Origin of the sequence: Streptomyces lydicus (genome assembly GCF_001729485.1) — a bacterium.
Taxonomy (GTDB): domain Bacteria; phylum Actinomycetota; class Actinomycetes; order Streptomycetales; family Streptomycetaceae; genus Streptomyces; species Streptomyces lydicus_D.
The window spans coordinates 6,504,313-6,519,284 of the sequence record NZ_CP017157.1; the positions used below are offsets into that span (position 1 = coordinate 6,504,313).

The following is a 14,972-nucleotide window of genomic DNA, read 5'->3' on the forward strand; positions in this document are numbered from 1 at the left end:
GATCCCACACACCAGCAGGAGCGTTAGTTGAGTCCGATGAGCCAGGCGGCGCAGAATCTGAACTGGTTGATCACCAACTTCGTGGACAACACCCCCGGGGTGTCACACACGGTGGTGGTCTCCGCGGACGGGCTGCTCCTCGCGATGTCCGAGGGCTTCCCGCGCGACCGTGCCGATCAGTTGGCGGCGGTGGCCTCCGGGCTGACCTCGCTGACCTCCGGCGCCTCCCGCATCTTCGAGGGCGGGACGGTCAACCAGACGGTCGTGGAGATGGAGCGCGGCTTCCTCTTCATCATGTCCGTCTCCGACGGATCGTCGCTGGCCGTGCTGGCGCACCCCGAGTGCGACATCGGCCTCGTCGGTTACGAGATGGCCCTGCTGGTCGACCGCGCGGGGACGGTGCTGACGCCGGACCTGCGCGCCGAACTCCAGGGCAGCCTGCTGCACTGAGGCGTCCGCAGCGCCTTTCCGTGCAGCACCCCACCACCCATTCGACCGCCGCCACCCCCCACCGGCCCAGACCGACGACAGATCTTCTGTTCCGTCCGGAGGACCCATGACCCCGCCACCTGCCACTTCCGGCCCGTACGGCGCGTACAGCCAAGCGCCGTACGGGGGCGAAGGTGACCAGCCGCTGGTGCGCCCGTACGCGATGACCGGAGGCCGGACCCGGCCGCGCTACCAGCTCGCCATCGAGGCGCTGGTCAGCACGACCGCCGACCCCTCGCAGCTGCCCGGGCTGCTGCCCGAACACCAGCGGATCTGCCACCTGTGCCGCGAGGTGAAGTCGGTCGCCGAGGTCTCCGCGCTGCTGCACATCCCGCTGGGTGTGGCGCGGATCCTGGTCGCGGACCTGGCGGAGGCCGGCATGGTGGCGATCCACCAGCCCGGCGGCAGTGGCGAGGCCGGCGGCACGCCGGACGTGACCTTGCTGGAGAGGGTGCTCAGTGGACTTCGCAAGCTCTGACAGCGGCACCGACGGGGGTACGGCCCGCTCCACCACGTCCGCGAAGATCGTGGTGGCGGGCGGTTTCGGCGTGGGCAAGACCACGTTCGTCGGGGCCGTCTCGGAGATCAATCCGCTGCGTACGGAGGCCGTGATGACCTCCGCCTCGGCGGGGATCGACGACCTCAGCCACGTCCAGGACAAGACCACGACGACCGTGGCGATGGACTTCGGACGCATCACGCTGGACCAGGACCTGATCCTGTACCTGTTCGGTACGCCGGGTCAGGACCGCTTCTGGTTCATGTGGGACGACTTGGTCCGCGGTGCGATCGGCGCGGTCGTGCTGGTGGACACCCGGCGGCTGGCCGACTGCTTCCCGGCGGTCGACTACTTCGAGAACAGCGGGCTGCCGTTCGTCATCGCCCTCAACGGCTTCGAGGGGCACCAGCCCTACACGCCCGACGAGGTGCGTGAGGCGCTGCAGATCGGCCCGGGCACCCCGATCATCACCACCGACGCACGGCACCGCAGCGAGGCCAAGAGCGCGCTCATCACGCTCGTCGAGCACGCGCTGATGGCCCGCCTGCAGTAGGAGTACCGACGGCCCGTCGCCTCATCCGGGATGGGCCGTACGGAAGTTGCCTTCCGTTGGGCGTGTCGCCTGCCCGGGGCCGGTTCCCCTCATCCTTGAGTGGATCTGTGTCCTTCGACACGCCCACAAATCTGCTTCATAACGTTTCGACAGTGAATCAGCGCGGTTTCGACACCCCGCGCGCATGCCCGGCTTCGCTGTGCGCACACAGCGCCTGTCTTTTGGCGCCTCTCGCCCCTAACGCCCCTTTTATCTCAGGCACTTCCGTGCCCTCTCCGGCTTTGCCCAGTGTTTGGAACGCACCGCCCTGACGTGCTGAAATTCGCTGAACTCCGGAGTAGGAACGCCCAGAAGAAACGGCACAGCAGGTAGTGCCGGCGCCGAGAGGTTGTTGGTCGAGTGAGGCGAAGCAAGTCGAGCCCCGAGCCGCAGGAACCGCGGCGGGGCAACTTCACCCCGCCACCCAGAGGTGGCGTACCGGCTTCCGACGCGTCCGAAAACCCGGTCGCGAAGCCTCCGGTCAGCGGCAGCAAGTACGCGCCGCGCAACTGGCGGGTGGCGACCCGTCTGAACGCCATTCTGCTGATCCCGGTGCTCGTCGCGCTGGTCTTCGGCGGTCTGCGGGTGGACAGCTCGTTCGCCACCTGGCAGGAGGCGCAGGACGCGGAGAACACCGCGAAGCTGGTGCGCGCGGCGCTCTCCTACAGCACCGCCCTGATCGACGAGCGGGACCGCACCGCGGCGCCGCTGCTCCAGGGCAAGAAGGACGACCCGGCGGTGCAGGAGGCGCGGGACGCCACCGACGCCGCGGCCAACACCTTCCACCAGGCCGCCAAGGCCATGCCGGACAAGCCGGGCCTCAAGCGCCGGCTCGCCGCGTTCGAGAAGACCGAGCCCAAGCTGGCACAGCTGCGCCAGGCGGCCTACACCTCCAAGCTGCACGGCGTGCAGACCGAGGAGGGCTACGTCGAGGTCCAGCACCCGCTGATGGAGTTCGCCAACGAACTCGGCCTGGGCACCGGCAACATCACCTCCTACGGCCGCACCGTCTACGCGGTCGCGCTGGCCAAGGCCGCGGAGTCGCTGCAGCGCTCCATCGGCACCCACCTGCTGGTCGACCCGGCGTCCCCGCAGGGCGGCAAGGAGCACAAGCTCCAGCTGACCGCCTTCGCGTCGTACCGCTACCTGGAGGGCATCGCCATCGGCGAGTACACCTCCGGCGGCACGCCCGAGGACGTCCAGCGGCTCCAGAAGGACGCCGCGGCCCTCAAGCAAGCCGCGCAGCAGAAGGTCGCACAGGCGAAGGCCCAGGCGGAGGCCGCCAACCGGCCGTTCCGCACCCCGCCGTCGATCGACCAGATGTCCACCCTGATCGCCACCGGGGCGGCGCCGGAGACGCTGAGCCTGAAGGGCATCACCTCCGACAGCTACTTCGCCGCCGCGACCGGCAAGTTCAACATGTACCGGGCCATCGAGAAGGACCTGGCCGACAAGGCGGTGAACGAGGCGGCGCAGATCGCCGACGACGCCAAGCAGTCCACCTTCGTCGACTCCGCGATCGTGCTGGCCGCGCTGATCATCGCCTTCGTCGTGGCCGGCCTGATGGCCCGCCGGATGAGCCGCAACATGCGCCAGCTGCGCAACGCCGCCTTCGGTGTCGCCGAGCAGCGGCTGCCGATGCTGGTCGACCAGCTCTCGCGGACGGACCCGGGCCGGGTCGACACCCGGGTGACGCCCATCCCGATCGCCACCACCGACGAGATCGGCGAGGTCGCCCGCGCCTTCGACCAGGTGCACCGCGAGGCTGTCCGGCTCGCCGCCGAGCAGGCGCTGCTGCGGGGCAACGTCAACGCGATCTTCACCAACCTCTCCAGCCGCAACCAGGGCCTGATCGAGCGCCAGTTGGAGCTGATCACGGACCTGGAGAACAACGAGGCGGACCCGGACCAGCTGGAGAGCCTCTTCCGGCTCGACCACCTCGCCACGCGCATGCGGCGCAACGGCGAGAACCTCCTCATCCTCGCCGGCGAGGAGCCCGGCCGCCGCTGGAACCAGCCGGTCCCGCTGGTCGACGTCCTGCGGGCGGCGATCAGTGAGGTCGAGTCGTACGAGCGAATAGACCTCACCGGCGTCCCCGAGAGCGAGATCCACGGCACCGCCGTGACCGACCTCATCCACCTGCTGTCCGAGCTGCTGGAGAACGCCACCACGTTCTCCTCGCCGCAGACCAAGGTGCGGGTGGCCGCCACCCGGCTGCCCGACGGCCGGGTGATGATCGAGATCCACGACAAGGGCATCGGGCTCACCCCCGAGGACTTCGCGGACATCAACCACAAGCTGGCGAACCCGCCGAGCGTGGACGCCGCGATCTCCCAGCGCATGGGCCTGTTCGTGGTCGGCCGGCTGGCCGACCGGCACGGGATCCGGGTGCAGCTGCGCCCCTCCGGCGAGCAGGCGGGCACCACGTCGCTGGTCATGCTGCCCGAGGCGATCACCCACGGTGGTGGCGGGGAGCAGTACGAGGACGACTTCACGGTGTCGCGGATCGTGCCGGAGCACCAGCACGCGGCGTTCGACGACCGTCAGCGCACCGCCGCCGAGCTGGGCTTCGACGACACCCGCTACGGCCGGCCGGACAGCGCGGACATGGACATGGCCGGTCGCTCGCTGATGCGCGAGGAGCGCCGGGCGGCCCTGGAGGCGCAGGCGTCCGGTGAGCAGCCGGCCGACGGCGGGCCGGACTTCGGGTACGAGGGCGGCAACCCGCTCTTCCGCGACGAGGCGCCGTCCGCGACCGGCTACCAGGACTTCCCGTCCCAGGATTTCCGGCCGCAGGACTTCCCGGCTCAGGACCACGCCCCCCAGGACTACGCCTCCCAGGGGTATGCGGAAGCCGATCAGCCGCTCTACGACGACCGGTCGCACGGCAGCCAGGCGTTCGGCGAACCGCACCTCGGCGAGACCACCGGCCAGCAGGCATACGGCTCCCACGAACCGGCACAGCCGGACGAATGGGCCGAACGCCCCGCATTCGAGGGCTACTTCGGGACCGAAGCGGAATCTGACCGGAATGCAACTGCCGCTCCCGCTGACGCGTCTGAGCGCGTACCATTCGAGCGTCCCGGCCCCACACCGAGCGATGCCCCCTCGCTGACGGACGCCGGCCTTCCGCGCCGCGGAGGCCGCGACCAGCAGGCACAGCAGGTTCAGCAGCAGCGGGGCACGCCGGAGACCGGCCAGGACGGCACGGACTGGCGCAGCTCGAACGACGAGCGCTGGGAGCGGGCGGAGCGGCTGCGCGAGCCGAAGGCGGGCGGGGTCACGGCCTCCGGCCTCCCCCGGCGGGTGCCCAAGGCCAACCTGGTCGAAGGCGCGGCGGAGCTGACCCCGCAGGGCGGCCCCCAGGTCTCCCGCGCCCCGGAGGACGTCCGCGGCAGGCTGAGCAATCTGCGCCGCGGAGTCCAGCAGGGACGCAGCGTCGGCACGGACCCTTCCGGGGTCCCCCAGAATGACCAACAGGGCTTCGGCCCCGGCAGCACCTACGATCAGGAGCGTTAGTGTGAGCCCGATGAGCCAGGCGGCGCAGAATCTGAACTGGTTGATCACCAACTTCGTGGACAACACCCCCGGGGTGTCCCACACGGTCGTGGTCTCCGCGGACGGGCTGCTCCTTGCCATGTCCGAGGGTTTCCCTCGTGACAGAGCCGATCAGTTGGCGGCGGTGGCCTCCGGGCTGACCTCGCTGACCTCCGGCGCCTCCCGCATCTTCGAGGGCGGGAGCGTCAACCAGACCGTGGTGGAGATGGAGCGCGGCTTCCTCTTCATCATGTCCGTCTCCGACGGATCGTCGCTGGCCGTGCTGGCGCACCCCGAGTGCGACATCGGCCTCGTCGGTTACGAGATGGCCCTGCTGGTCGACCGCGCGGGCAGCGTCCTGACGCCGGACCTGCGCGCAGAACTGCAGGGCAGCCTTCTCAACTGACAAACAGGCAGTGCGTTTCCCGCCACCGGGCCTTAGGGTTCGGTGGCGCGACCGGCGTCAGACAGGCAAGTTGGAGGAGGAGACGTGGCAACGCCCCCGAACGGATACCCGTACGGTTCCGGGCAGGAGTCCGGACCTGTGGGCGAGACCCATAACAACCGCTTCAACTTCCCGTCTGCGCCGAGCCGCCGGCCGCAGCGGTACCAGCAGCCGCAGCAGCCCCAGCCGCAGCAGCCCCGGCCGTACGACTCCCAGCCGTACGAGCCGTCGGTGTACGACGAACCGCAGGTGCCGCGCATCCAGCCGGTGCAGCCCCCGCGGAAGCCCGAGCCCGCCCCCAGTGGCTCGAACAACCCGCTCGTGCGCCCGTACGCCATGACCGGAGGCCGGACCCGGCCGCGCTACCAGCTCGCCATCGAGGCACTGGTCAGCACGACCGCCGATCCCTCCAAGCTGCAGGGCCAGCTGCCGGAGCACCAGCGCATCTGCCACCTCTGCCGCGAGATCAAGTCAGTAGCCGAGATCTCCGCGCTTCTCTCCATCCCCCTCGGCGTCGCCCGGATCCTCGTCGCCGACCTGGCGGAGGCCGGACTCGTCGCCATCCATCAGCCCGGCGGGGACGAGTCCGCCGGCGGACAGCCAGATGTGACACTGCTCGAAAGGGTGCTCAGTGGACTTCGCAAGCTCTAGCGGTGCAGCCCGCTCCACCACCTCCGCGAAGATCGTGGTGGCGGGCGGCTTCGGCGTGGGCAAGACCACGTTCGTCGGGGCCGTCTCAGAGATCAATCCGCTGCGTACCGAAGCCGTGATGACCTCCGCCTCGGCGGGGATCGACGACCTCACGCACGCGCCGGACAAGACGACCACGACGGTCGCGATGGACTTCGGCCGTATCACCCTGGACCAGGACCTGATCCTGTACCTGTTCGGTACGCCCGGTCAGGACCGCTTCTGGTTCATGTGGGACGACCTGGTCCGCGGCGCGATCGGCGCGGTGGTCCTGGTGGACACCCGCCGCCTGGCCGACTGCTTCCCGGCGGTCGACTACTTCGAGAACAGCGGCCTGCCGTTCGTCATCGCCCTCAACGGCTTCGACGGACACCAGCCCTACACGCCCGACGAGGTGCGTGAGGCGCTGCAGATCGGCCCGGACGCGCCGATCATCATTACCGACGCACGGCACCGCAGCGAGGCGAAGAGCGCGCTCATCACGCTCGTCGAGCACGCGCTGATGGCCCGCCTGCGCTAGCCGCGTACGGGCTCCCCGTGCCCGTGTACGCCGCGAACGACGAAAGGCCCCCACACCCTTGCGGTGCGGGGGCCTTCGTCGTGCACGGGCGCGTCTGCCGTCCTCCGGCGGAACGGCCGGGGCCCCGCACGCACCGGCGGGCGGGGGCCGGCCGGCCGGTTCACTTGCGGGCGGGGCACTCCTTCCAGGCGAAGTGGTAGACGGTGTTGATGCTGCCGTCGGTGGAGTCCATGGCCATGAAGCTGGTGGCCTTCGGGTCCGCCGACTTGCCGTCCACCCTCAGCTCGGTGTTGATGTTGAAGTAGCGCTCCTCGCCGCACGGCGCGTAGACGAGCGCGTCGATGTCGGTCTCGTCCGAGGACTGCCAGTTGTTGTCGTAGGGGCCGGCGAAGTTGTGGCTCTTGCGTGCCGTCTGCTGCTGGCCCTGGAAGTAGTAGTTCGCCTGCTCCAGTCCCTTGGCGCCGGGGGCCAGCGAGGCGTAGCCGCGGTAGTCGGCGCGGGCGATCGCGTAGGTGAAGCCCTGCGGGACGTGGACGTTGAGCGCGATCTGGCAGTTCTTGCGGGCGTCGGTGGGCTTGCTGGCGCCGCCCGCCTGCGCGAGGTACTCGCTGTAGGTCACCGTGAAGGCGGTGTTGTCGGGTGCGATGGCCACCGCGGCGCTGCCGGGTCTGCAGCCCGATCCGTTGACCGTGGCGACGGTTATGGTGATCTTTCCGGTGGGCGGATCATCGCCGAACCGTACCGGTGTGGTGGGGGATGCCGATCCGAGGAGCAAGGATGCCACTGCGGCACCAGCACTGAGCGTGCTGAGCATGGGCTCGTCCTTCCGGTCGTCCTAGGGCCCGCGGCGCGGGAACACCAGGTGTGGGATGACGAGCGCATGCCAGCACGAGGATCTCCCCTTGAACAGCTCTGCTCCCCAGGGTTGGGGCGAACCTACGCCTCTATCCGGCCGCCCCTGCCGTCCGGCGGCGGTCGCCGGTACGCGGACGCCCGCCGCGGCCGGAGGGCCTGCGGCGGGCGTCGTGGCGCGTGGGGTGCGGCGGGTCAGCGCTGCCAGCTGGTCGCGCCGTGGAAGCCGTTCTGGCGCTCCAGACGGCGCCAGCGGGCGGCGCTGGCGTGCGGCCGGGCCGGGGCGTCGGCCGGCCGGTGGGCGGCGCGGGCCAGGAGGACGGCGGTCAGGGCGGCCAGCTCTTCCTCGCTGGCCTGGCCCTTCTCCACCCGGATGGCGTCGGTGCGGTGGGCAGGATTCACGGTGTCTTCTCCGTCGTCGCGGTGGGCGTGGTGCCGGGTGCGGGGCGCGGTTACTGGGGCGGGTTGCCGTGCTTACGGGCCGGCAGGTCCGCGTGCTTGGTGCGCAGCATGTCCAGGGCCCGGATGAGCGTGTGCCGGGTGTCGGTGGGGTCGATGACGTCGTCGACCAGTCCGCGCTCGGCCGCGTAGTACGGGTGCATCAGCTCGGACTTGTACTCCTTGACCATGCGGGTGCGCATGGCGTCGGAGTCGTCCGCCTCGGCGATCTGCTTGCGGAAGATGACGTTGGCGGCGCCCTCGGCGCCCATCACCGCGATCTCGTTGGTCGGCCAGGCGTAGGTCAGGTCGGCGCCGATGGACTGCGAGTCCATGACGATGTAGGCGCCGCCGTACGCCTTGCGCAGCACGATCGAGATCCGCGGGACGGTGGCGTTGCAGTAGGCGTAGAGCAGCTTGGCGCCGTGCCGGATGATGCCGCCGTGCTCCTGGTCGACGCCGGGCAGGAAGCCGGGGACGTCCAGCAGGGTGACGATCGGGATGTTGAAGGCGTCGCACATCTGGACGAAGCGGGCGGCCTTCTCGGACGCCTCGATGTCCAGCACGCCGGCCAGCGACTGCGGCTGGTTGGCGATGATGCCGACGACCTTGCCGTCGAGCCGGCTCAGCGCGCAGATGATGTTGGTCGCCCAGCGCTCGTGGACCTCCAGGTATTCGCCGTCGTCGACGATCTCCTCGATGACCTTGCGCATGTCGTACGGGCGGTTGCCGTCGGCCGGGACCAGGTCCAGCAGCGCGTCACCGGAGCGGTCGGCGGGGTCCTCGCAGGACACCGTCGGCGGGTTCTCGCGGTTGTTGGCCGGCAGCAGCGACAGGAGGTAGCGGACCTCCTCCAGGCAGGTGGCCTCGTCGTCGTACGCGAAGTGCGCCACACCGGAGGTCTCGGCGTGCACGTCGGCGCCGCCCAGGCCGTTCTGGGTGATCTCCTCGCCGGTCACCGCGCGCACCACGTCGGGGCCGGTGATGAACATCTGCGAGGTCTCGCGGACCATGAAGACGAAGTCGGTCAGCGCGGGGCTGTAGGCCGCGCCGCCCGCGCACGGGCCGAGCATGACCGAGATCTGCGGGATGACGCCGGACGCCTTGGTGTTGCGCTGGAAGATGCCGCCGTAGCCGGCGAGCGCGGAGACGCCCTCCTGGATACGGGCGCCGGCGCCGTCGTTGAGCGACACCAGCGGGGCACCGGCCTGGATGGCCATGTCCATGATCTTGTGGATCTTGGTGGCGTGCGCCTCGCCGAGCGCGCCGCCGAAGATCCGGAAGTCGTGGGCGTAGACGAAGACGGTCCGCCCGTGCACGGTGCCCCAGCCGGTGATCACACCGTCGGTGTAGGGCTTCTTGGCCTCCAGGCCGAAGCCCGTCGCCCGGTGCCGCCGCAGCGGCTCGACCTCGTTGAACGAACCCTCGTCCAGCAGCAGCTCGATCCGCTCGCGCGCCGTCAGCTTGCCCTTGGCACGCTGCGCTTCGGTCGCCCGCTCGCTGGGTCCTCGCCGGACCTGCTCACGGATGGCGTGCAGCTCGGCGACGCGCCCGCGGGCGTCGTTGGCGCCGGCGGGCAGATCTTCGACAGTGGTCATGTATCGACGGTACGTGTGCGGGGCGCCGCACACCGATGTCGGTTTCGTACAACGTCCCACGTGTTTTCGTGGGCAGGCAGTACAGAACCATCCTGGAGGAGACCCGCGCCCCGGCACCCGTTCGGGTGGGTCGGCCGTACCGGTCTGTAGGGGCCCGACAAACCACGACCCCGTGATGTTGTCGTGTCCGGAAGGGCGGGGCGGGGCCGCTCAGCCGGTCCGGAACGTGCAGGTGTGGGTGGCGCAGCCGGTACCGGGGGCGATCCGCAGCCGCAGCGCCGGCCCGGTGGCCAGCACCTCCACCGCCGGATCGTGGGTGAGGACCGCGCGCACCGGCCGCGACCAGGTGATCTCCAGCGTATCGCCGGACCGCTCGGGGGCCGCGACGCACAGCCGCGCCGTCCGGTGCCGGCGTTCCTCGCGGACCAGGACGCTCGCCGGACCGCTGCTCGTGAGGGCTCCGGCGCGGCCCGCCCGCCAGAAATTGGCGGCCGTTACGCCGAGCGGGTCGACCGCGACCGCCTGCCGCCCCTCGTCGTTGGCGAGCACGGTCAGCCAGCGGCGGTCGGCGGCCCGCCCGGCGAGGGCGCGGGGCGTGGCGCCCGGCATCAGGAGGTAGGCGTAGCGGGCGCCGTCCGGGTCGGTCCCGTGGTCGTGCCGGAGGGTGAGGTAGCGGCGGGTGAACGGCTCCGTGGAGGAGGTGGTGTTGATGTCGTGCCAGGAGCCGGTGCGGGCCTCGCGCAGCGCCGTGAGGGGCGCGCCGCCGGGGAAGACCCAGCCGCCGTGCCCGGCGAGGTGGGCCCAGTGGGCGCGGCGGAAGCAGGTGGTGCGGCCGAGCGTGCCGGGCTGCCGTACGCCGTCGACGGTGAGCGGCTGGGTGCCGTCCTCCCCCAGGCAGCGGTTGTCGACGACGGTCTCGACGGGCACCCCGTCGCGGGCGGTGATCCCGGCGCCCAGGCAGACGACGCAGTCCGCGAGCGCGAACCAGGACTTCCGGGCGGTCAGCGTCGAGGACAGGCCGCGCAGGTCCTGGCCGATCGCGGCGAACTCGCCGTCGGTGGTGCCGCCGACCCAGCGGGCGGCGGGCTTCGGCGCGCCCCAGCCGCCGCCCTCGTTGTCGGCGAGCCGCTTGGTGGAGACGGTCGTGCCGGGCAGCCGGTAGGGGTCGACGGTGGGCCAGAAGGCGTCGGTGTACTGGTCGCCGCCGAAGTCGGCGCCCCACCAGTAGAGCATTCCGGCGCCGGTGTGCCAGCCGCGCGGGTTCTCGCCGTTGCCGTTCTCGTAGTACGTGATGCGGTCGGAGGCCATCGCGAGGCCGGCGGCCCAGCCGGGGCGGCGGTGCACGGCGCGGTCCATGGCCGGGAAGAGCCGGTGGCCGACGGGTTCGGGGGCGGCCGGTTCCGGGCCCTCGGCGATCTTCCGCAGCCGGGCGAGGTCGGCGACGCCGTACTGCCGGTCGGTGAGGACGGCGAGCGTCCGGTCGCGGGCCGCCCAGCCCTTGACCATGGCGTGCCAGCGGGTCCGTTCGGCGGGGCTCGCGCTCTCGGCGAGCAGGGCGACGGCGGCGATCAGCGCATGCCCGTGGAAGTGGTCGCTGCGCAGGATCCGCCGCTCGTCGCTGCGCAGGTAACCGCGGCTGACGGCACGGCCGTTGACGCTGTCCATCATCAGGCCGTTGAAGAGCAGCGGGGCGTAGGCGTGCTCGACGCTGTCCAGGACGATCTGCCGGGCCGGGTCGGTGACCTGCCAGGGCGAGGTGTCGAGCAGCGCGAACAGCCGGCCCAGGCCGTCCAGCAGGACGTAGCCGTAGGTGCCGGAGTAGGCGACCCAGGTGTGCTGGACGAACGAGCCGTCGGCGTAGAGCCCGTCGCCCTCGGTGACGTACGGGAAGACCGGTGAGAGGGCGTCCCGGGCCAGCGCGAGCTTCTGCGGGGACCGGCCGAGGACACCGCGCAGGGCGACCACCCGGCACAGGTCGACGCGGTTGGCGCCGGTGCTGGTGCCGGTGTAGTCGCCGAGCATGGCGTCGGGGACGAAGTGGTCGACGGCGGCCAGGCAGCGGTCGCGCAGGTCGCCGGGCAGGCCGCCGCCGGCGGGCAGGTGCTCGTCCAGGATCGCGAGGGTGTCGAGGAGGAGTCTGGGACTGCCGATCTGCCACTCCCACCAGTTGCCGTAGCGGGTGGTGCCGGTGTTGTAGACGGTGGCTTCGAGGTGGTCGAGGCCGGCGAGGACGGCGTCGGCGAGGCCGGGGTCGCCGGTGCGGCCGGTGCCGGGCTGGGCGTACGCCTGCGCCATGGTGTTCAGCCGGCTGTAGCTCTGGGTGATGCCGGAGGGCGGGTCGTAGCGGCAGTCGGGCCAGAGGGAGCCGGCGGCCGGCCGCATGCCCGCCCGGAAGGTGTCGGCGAGGCCGCCGGTCTCCTTCAGTACGGCGGCGTACGGCGGCGCTGCGGCGTCGAAGCCCGCGCCGAGGGTGAGCGCGCACCAGCGGCTGCGGAGGGTGTCGTAGGCGTCACCGGCGGCGGACCGGGGGGCGGCGGACGCGGGGCGGGCCGCGGCGAGGGCGAGTGCGCTCGCGGTGGAGACGGTGAGAAATCCTCGGCGTGACCAGACGGACGGGGCGGGCTCGGTCGGCACGGTCGGTCCTCTCCATGGCGTCAACTGGGGCGTGGCGCTGCGCACTTGGGAGTTTCCGATGGTCTAGCACGGCCTCTCGCGGCACGGCAATGACCGCGCCGCAACGCCGTCGGCCACCCGTCCGGCCGAACCCGGCGGCCCGTCCCGCAAGCCTTTCGAGGAGAGAGGTTGAACATTGAACTAAATGCCGCTACGGTGGCGGAGTCGTTGAACATTAAATCACCTGCTGCCCGCAGCACCCGTCCCGAGGAGGAGCCATGGCTCTGTTCACCCGCAAGCGCACCGCCGAGACCGCCGCCCCCGCCGCCGTCCTCGAGGCGGACCCCGCGCTCGCCGCGCTGACCGGCGACTACACCATCGACCCGGCCCACAGCAGCATCGGCTTCACCGTCCGGCACGCCATGGTCACCAACGTCCGCGGCACGTTCGGCGCCTACGAGGGCACGCTCGCCCTGGACGGCACCGACCCGTCGCGGTCCGCCGCCTCCCTGGACGTCGAGATCGCGAGCGTCGACACCGGCATCGCGGACCGCGACGGCCATCTGCGCGGCGCGGACTTCTTCGACGCCGAGAACTTCCCGCGGATGACCTTCCGCAGCACCGCCGCCGAGCGCGTGGCCGGTGACCGCTACCGCCTCACCGGCGACCTCACCCTCCGGGGCGTCACCAAGCCGCTCACCCTCGACCTGGAGTTCAACGGCTCGGCCACCGACGTCTACGGCGCCGAGCGGGTCGGCTTCGAGGGCAGCGCCGAGATCCTCCGCTCCGACTGGGGCCTGACCTGGAACGCGGCGCTGGAGGCCGGCGGCGTCATGGTCAGCGACAAGGTCAAGCTCAGCTTCGACATCTCGGCGGTCAAGGCGTAGCCGCCGGCTGCCCACGGGAACGTGCGTGGGGGCGGGCGTGATCATTCACGCCCGCCCCCACACACGTTTGCGCGGGCGGCGCTACGCCTGCGGCTCGACCCCCGCCCGCAGCAGCCCGTACGCGTAGGCGTCGTCCAGGGCCTGCCAGGACGCGGCGATGACGTTCTCCGCGACGCCGACGGTGGACCACTCGCCGCGGCCGTCGCCGGTGGAGACCAGGACCCGGGTGATCGAGCCGGTGCCCAGGGCGCCCTCCAGGATGCGGACCTTGTAGTCGACCAGTTCCATCGTGGCCAGCTGCGGATAGATCCGCTCCAGGCCCACCCGCAGCGCCCGGTCCAGGGCGTTGACCGGGCCGTTGCCCTCGGCGGTGGAGACGATCCGCTCGCCCTTCGCCCACAGCTTCACGGTCGCCTCGTTGGCGTGCGTACCGTCCGGGCGGTCCTCGACGATCGCCCGCCAGGACTCGACGTCGAAGTAGCGCAGCGGCTTGCCCTGCACCTCCTCGCGCAGCAGCAGCTCGAAGGAGGCGTCCGCGGCCTCGTACGTGTAGCCCGCCAGCTCGCGTTCCTTGACCCGGGCCACCACCCGGCCGACCAGCTCGCGGTCGCCGCCCAGGTCGAAGCCCAGCTCCTTGCCCTTGAGCTCGATGGAGGCCCGGCCGGCCATGTCGGAGACCAGCATCCGCATGGTGTTGCCGACCAGCGCCGGATCGATGTGCTGGTAGAGGTCCGGGTCGACCTTGATGGCGGAGGCGTGCAGCCCGGCCTTGTGCGCGAAGGCGGAGACCCCGACGTAGGGCTGGTGGGTGGAGGGGGTGAGGTTGACGACCTCGGCGATGGCGTGCGAGATCCGGGTGGTCTCGGCGAGCTTGCCCTCGGGCAGCACCCGCCGCCCGTACTTGAGCTCCAGCGCGGCGGCCACCGGGAAGAGGTTGGAGTTGCCGACCCGCTCGCCGTAGCCGTTGGCGGTGCACTGGACGTGGGTGGCGCCGGCGTCCACGGCGGCCAGGGTGTTGGCGACCGCGCAGCCGGTGTCGTCCTGGGCGTGGATGCCCAGCCGGGCACCGGTGTCCGCGAGGACGGTCCGGACGACCGCGGTGATCTGCGCCGGCAGCATCCCGCCGTTGGTGTCGCAGAGCACCACCACATCCGCACCGGCCTCGCTCGCGGTGCGTACGACCTGCTTGGCGTACCCGGGGTCGAGCGCGTAGCCGTCGAAGAAGTGCTCACAGTCGAGGAAGACCCGGCGGCCCTGGTCGCGGAGGTACGCGACGGTGTCCCGCACCATCGCGAGGTTCTCCTCCGGCGTGGTGCGCAGCGCCAGCTCGACGTGCCCCAGGTGGGACTTGGCGACCAGCGTGATCACCGGGGCGCCGGACTCAAGGAGCGCGGCGACCTGGGGGTCGTCCTCCACCCGGACGCCGGCCTTGCGGGTGGCGCCGAACGCGACCAGCTGGGCGTGCCGGAACTCGATCTCCGCGCGGGCGCGCTGGAAGAACTCGGTGTCCCGCGGGTTGGCGCCGGGCCAGCCGCCCTCGATGAACCCCACTCCGAAGTCGTCGAGGTGCCGCGCGATGGTCAGCTTGTCGGCGACGGTGAGGTTGATGCCCTCGCGCTGCGCGCCGTCGCGGAGGGTGGTGTCGAAGACGTGGAAGTCGTCGGACACCGCGCCGGTCGGCGACGGGTGGGCTGTGTGTGCGTCCGTCATGCTGGTCTGGCTCCTGTCGGGGATCTCGGTCTACCGGAATAACCGGTTCCACCGTCCCTCCATGGTCCCTCGCGCTCCGCCTCCGGTGCGGTGTGGTCCGGA

At 71.1% G+C, this 14,972-nt stretch carries 13 protein-coding genes; 8 read left to right on the plus strand and 5 right to left on the minus strand.

The features are described 5' to 3' along the window. Positions 1 to 36 precede the first annotated feature (36 nt). The 7 genes from SL103_RS28145 (at position 37) to SL103_RS28175 (ending at position 6,772) form a co-directional block, all read left to right on the plus strand. Positions 37 to 450, plus strand: a complete 414-nt coding sequence (locus SL103_RS28145) for a roadblock/LC7 domain-containing protein (protein WP_018087200.1) — start codon at positions 37 to 39, stop codon at positions 448 to 450. A 106-nt stretch (positions 451 to 556) separates the two neighbouring features. Further along, positions 557 to 967, plus strand: coding sequence for a DUF742 domain-containing protein (locus SL103_RS28150; RefSeq protein WP_033266866.1), 411 nt, complete (start codon positions 557 to 559; stop codon positions 965 to 967). Continuing rightward, complete coding sequence (locus tag SL103_RS28155; RefSeq protein ID WP_069571709.1) at positions 948 to 1,541, plus strand: GTP-binding protein; 594 nt, start codon at positions 948 to 950, stop codon at positions 1,539 to 1,541. The genes SL103_RS28150 and SL103_RS28155 overlap by 20 nt, the downstream gene beginning before the upstream one ends. Positions 1,542 to 1,940: 399 nt before the next feature. Next, on the plus strand, positions 1,941 to 5,099 hold the full coding sequence (locus SL103_RS28160) for a sensor histidine kinase (RefSeq protein ID WP_069571710.1): 3,159 nt from the start codon (positions 1,941 to 1,943) through the stop codon (positions 5,097 to 5,099). A gap of 10 nt (positions 5,100 to 5,109) precedes the next feature. Further along, entirely contained in the window at positions 5,110 to 5,523 is a 414-nt protein-coding gene (locus SL103_RS28165; RefSeq protein WP_030257992.1) for a roadblock/LC7 domain-containing protein, read from the plus strand. Positions 5,524 to 5,607: 84 nt separating this feature from the next. Continuing rightward, on the plus strand, positions 5,608 to 6,213 hold the full coding sequence (locus SL103_RS28170) for a DUF742 domain-containing protein (protein ID WP_069571711.1): 606 nt from the start codon (positions 5,608 to 5,610) through the stop codon (positions 6,211 to 6,213). Next, complete coding sequence (locus tag SL103_RS28175; protein ID WP_073760799.1) at positions 6,194 to 6,772, plus strand: GTP-binding protein; 579 nt, start codon at positions 6,194 to 6,196, stop codon at positions 6,770 to 6,772. Before SL103_RS28170 ends, SL103_RS28175 begins: the two co-directional genes overlap by 20 nt. 160 nt (positions 6,773 to 6,932) lie before the next feature. On the opposite strand, the gene SL103_RS28180 is transcribed toward SL103_RS28175, so the two are convergent. The 4 genes from SL103_RS28180 to SL103_RS28195 form a co-directional block, all read right to left on the minus strand. Then, a complete protein-coding gene (locus tag SL103_RS28180; RefSeq protein WP_069571712.1) occupies positions 6,933 to 7,586 on the minus strand; it encodes a DUF4360 domain-containing protein in 654 nt (217 codons plus the stop codon). A 233-nt stretch (positions 7,587 to 7,819) separates the two neighbouring features. Then, positions 7,820 to 8,026: an acyl-CoA carboxylase epsilon subunit gene (locus tag SL103_RS28185; protein ID WP_069571713.1), complete on the minus strand. Its 207-nt coding sequence runs from the start codon at positions 8,024 to 8,026 to the stop codon at positions 7,820 to 7,822. 50 nt (positions 8,027 to 8,076) lie between these two features. Beyond that, positions 8,077 to 9,660 (minus strand): acyl-CoA carboxylase subunit beta, encoded by a 1,584-nt coding sequence (locus SL103_RS28190; RefSeq protein WP_069571714.1) that lies wholly within the window; start codon positions 9,658 to 9,660, stop codon positions 8,077 to 8,079. 210 nt (positions 9,661 to 9,870) lie between these two features. Then, positions 9,871 to 12,294, minus strand: a complete 2,424-nt coding sequence (locus SL103_RS28195) for a polysaccharide lyase 8 family protein (RefSeq protein WP_069571715.1) — start codon at positions 12,292 to 12,294, stop codon at positions 9,871 to 9,873. Between the two features lie 257 nt (positions 12,295 to 12,551). Here SL103_RS28195 and SL103_RS28200 point away from each other — a divergent pair, with 257 nt between their 5' ends. Further along, entirely contained in the window at positions 12,552 to 13,160 is a 609-nt protein-coding gene (locus SL103_RS28200) for a YceI family protein (RefSeq protein WP_069571716.1), read from the plus strand. An 81-nt stretch (positions 13,161 to 13,241) separates the two neighbouring features. On the opposite strand, the gene cimA is transcribed toward SL103_RS28200, so the two are convergent. After that, the gene (cimA, locus tag SL103_RS28205; RefSeq protein WP_069571718.1) at positions 13,242 to 14,870 is read right to left on the minus strand and encodes a citramalate synthase; all 1,629 of its coding nucleotides are present in this window, start codon (positions 14,868 to 14,870) and stop codon (positions 13,242 to 13,244) included. Positions 14,871 to 14,972: the final 102 nt, after the last annotated feature.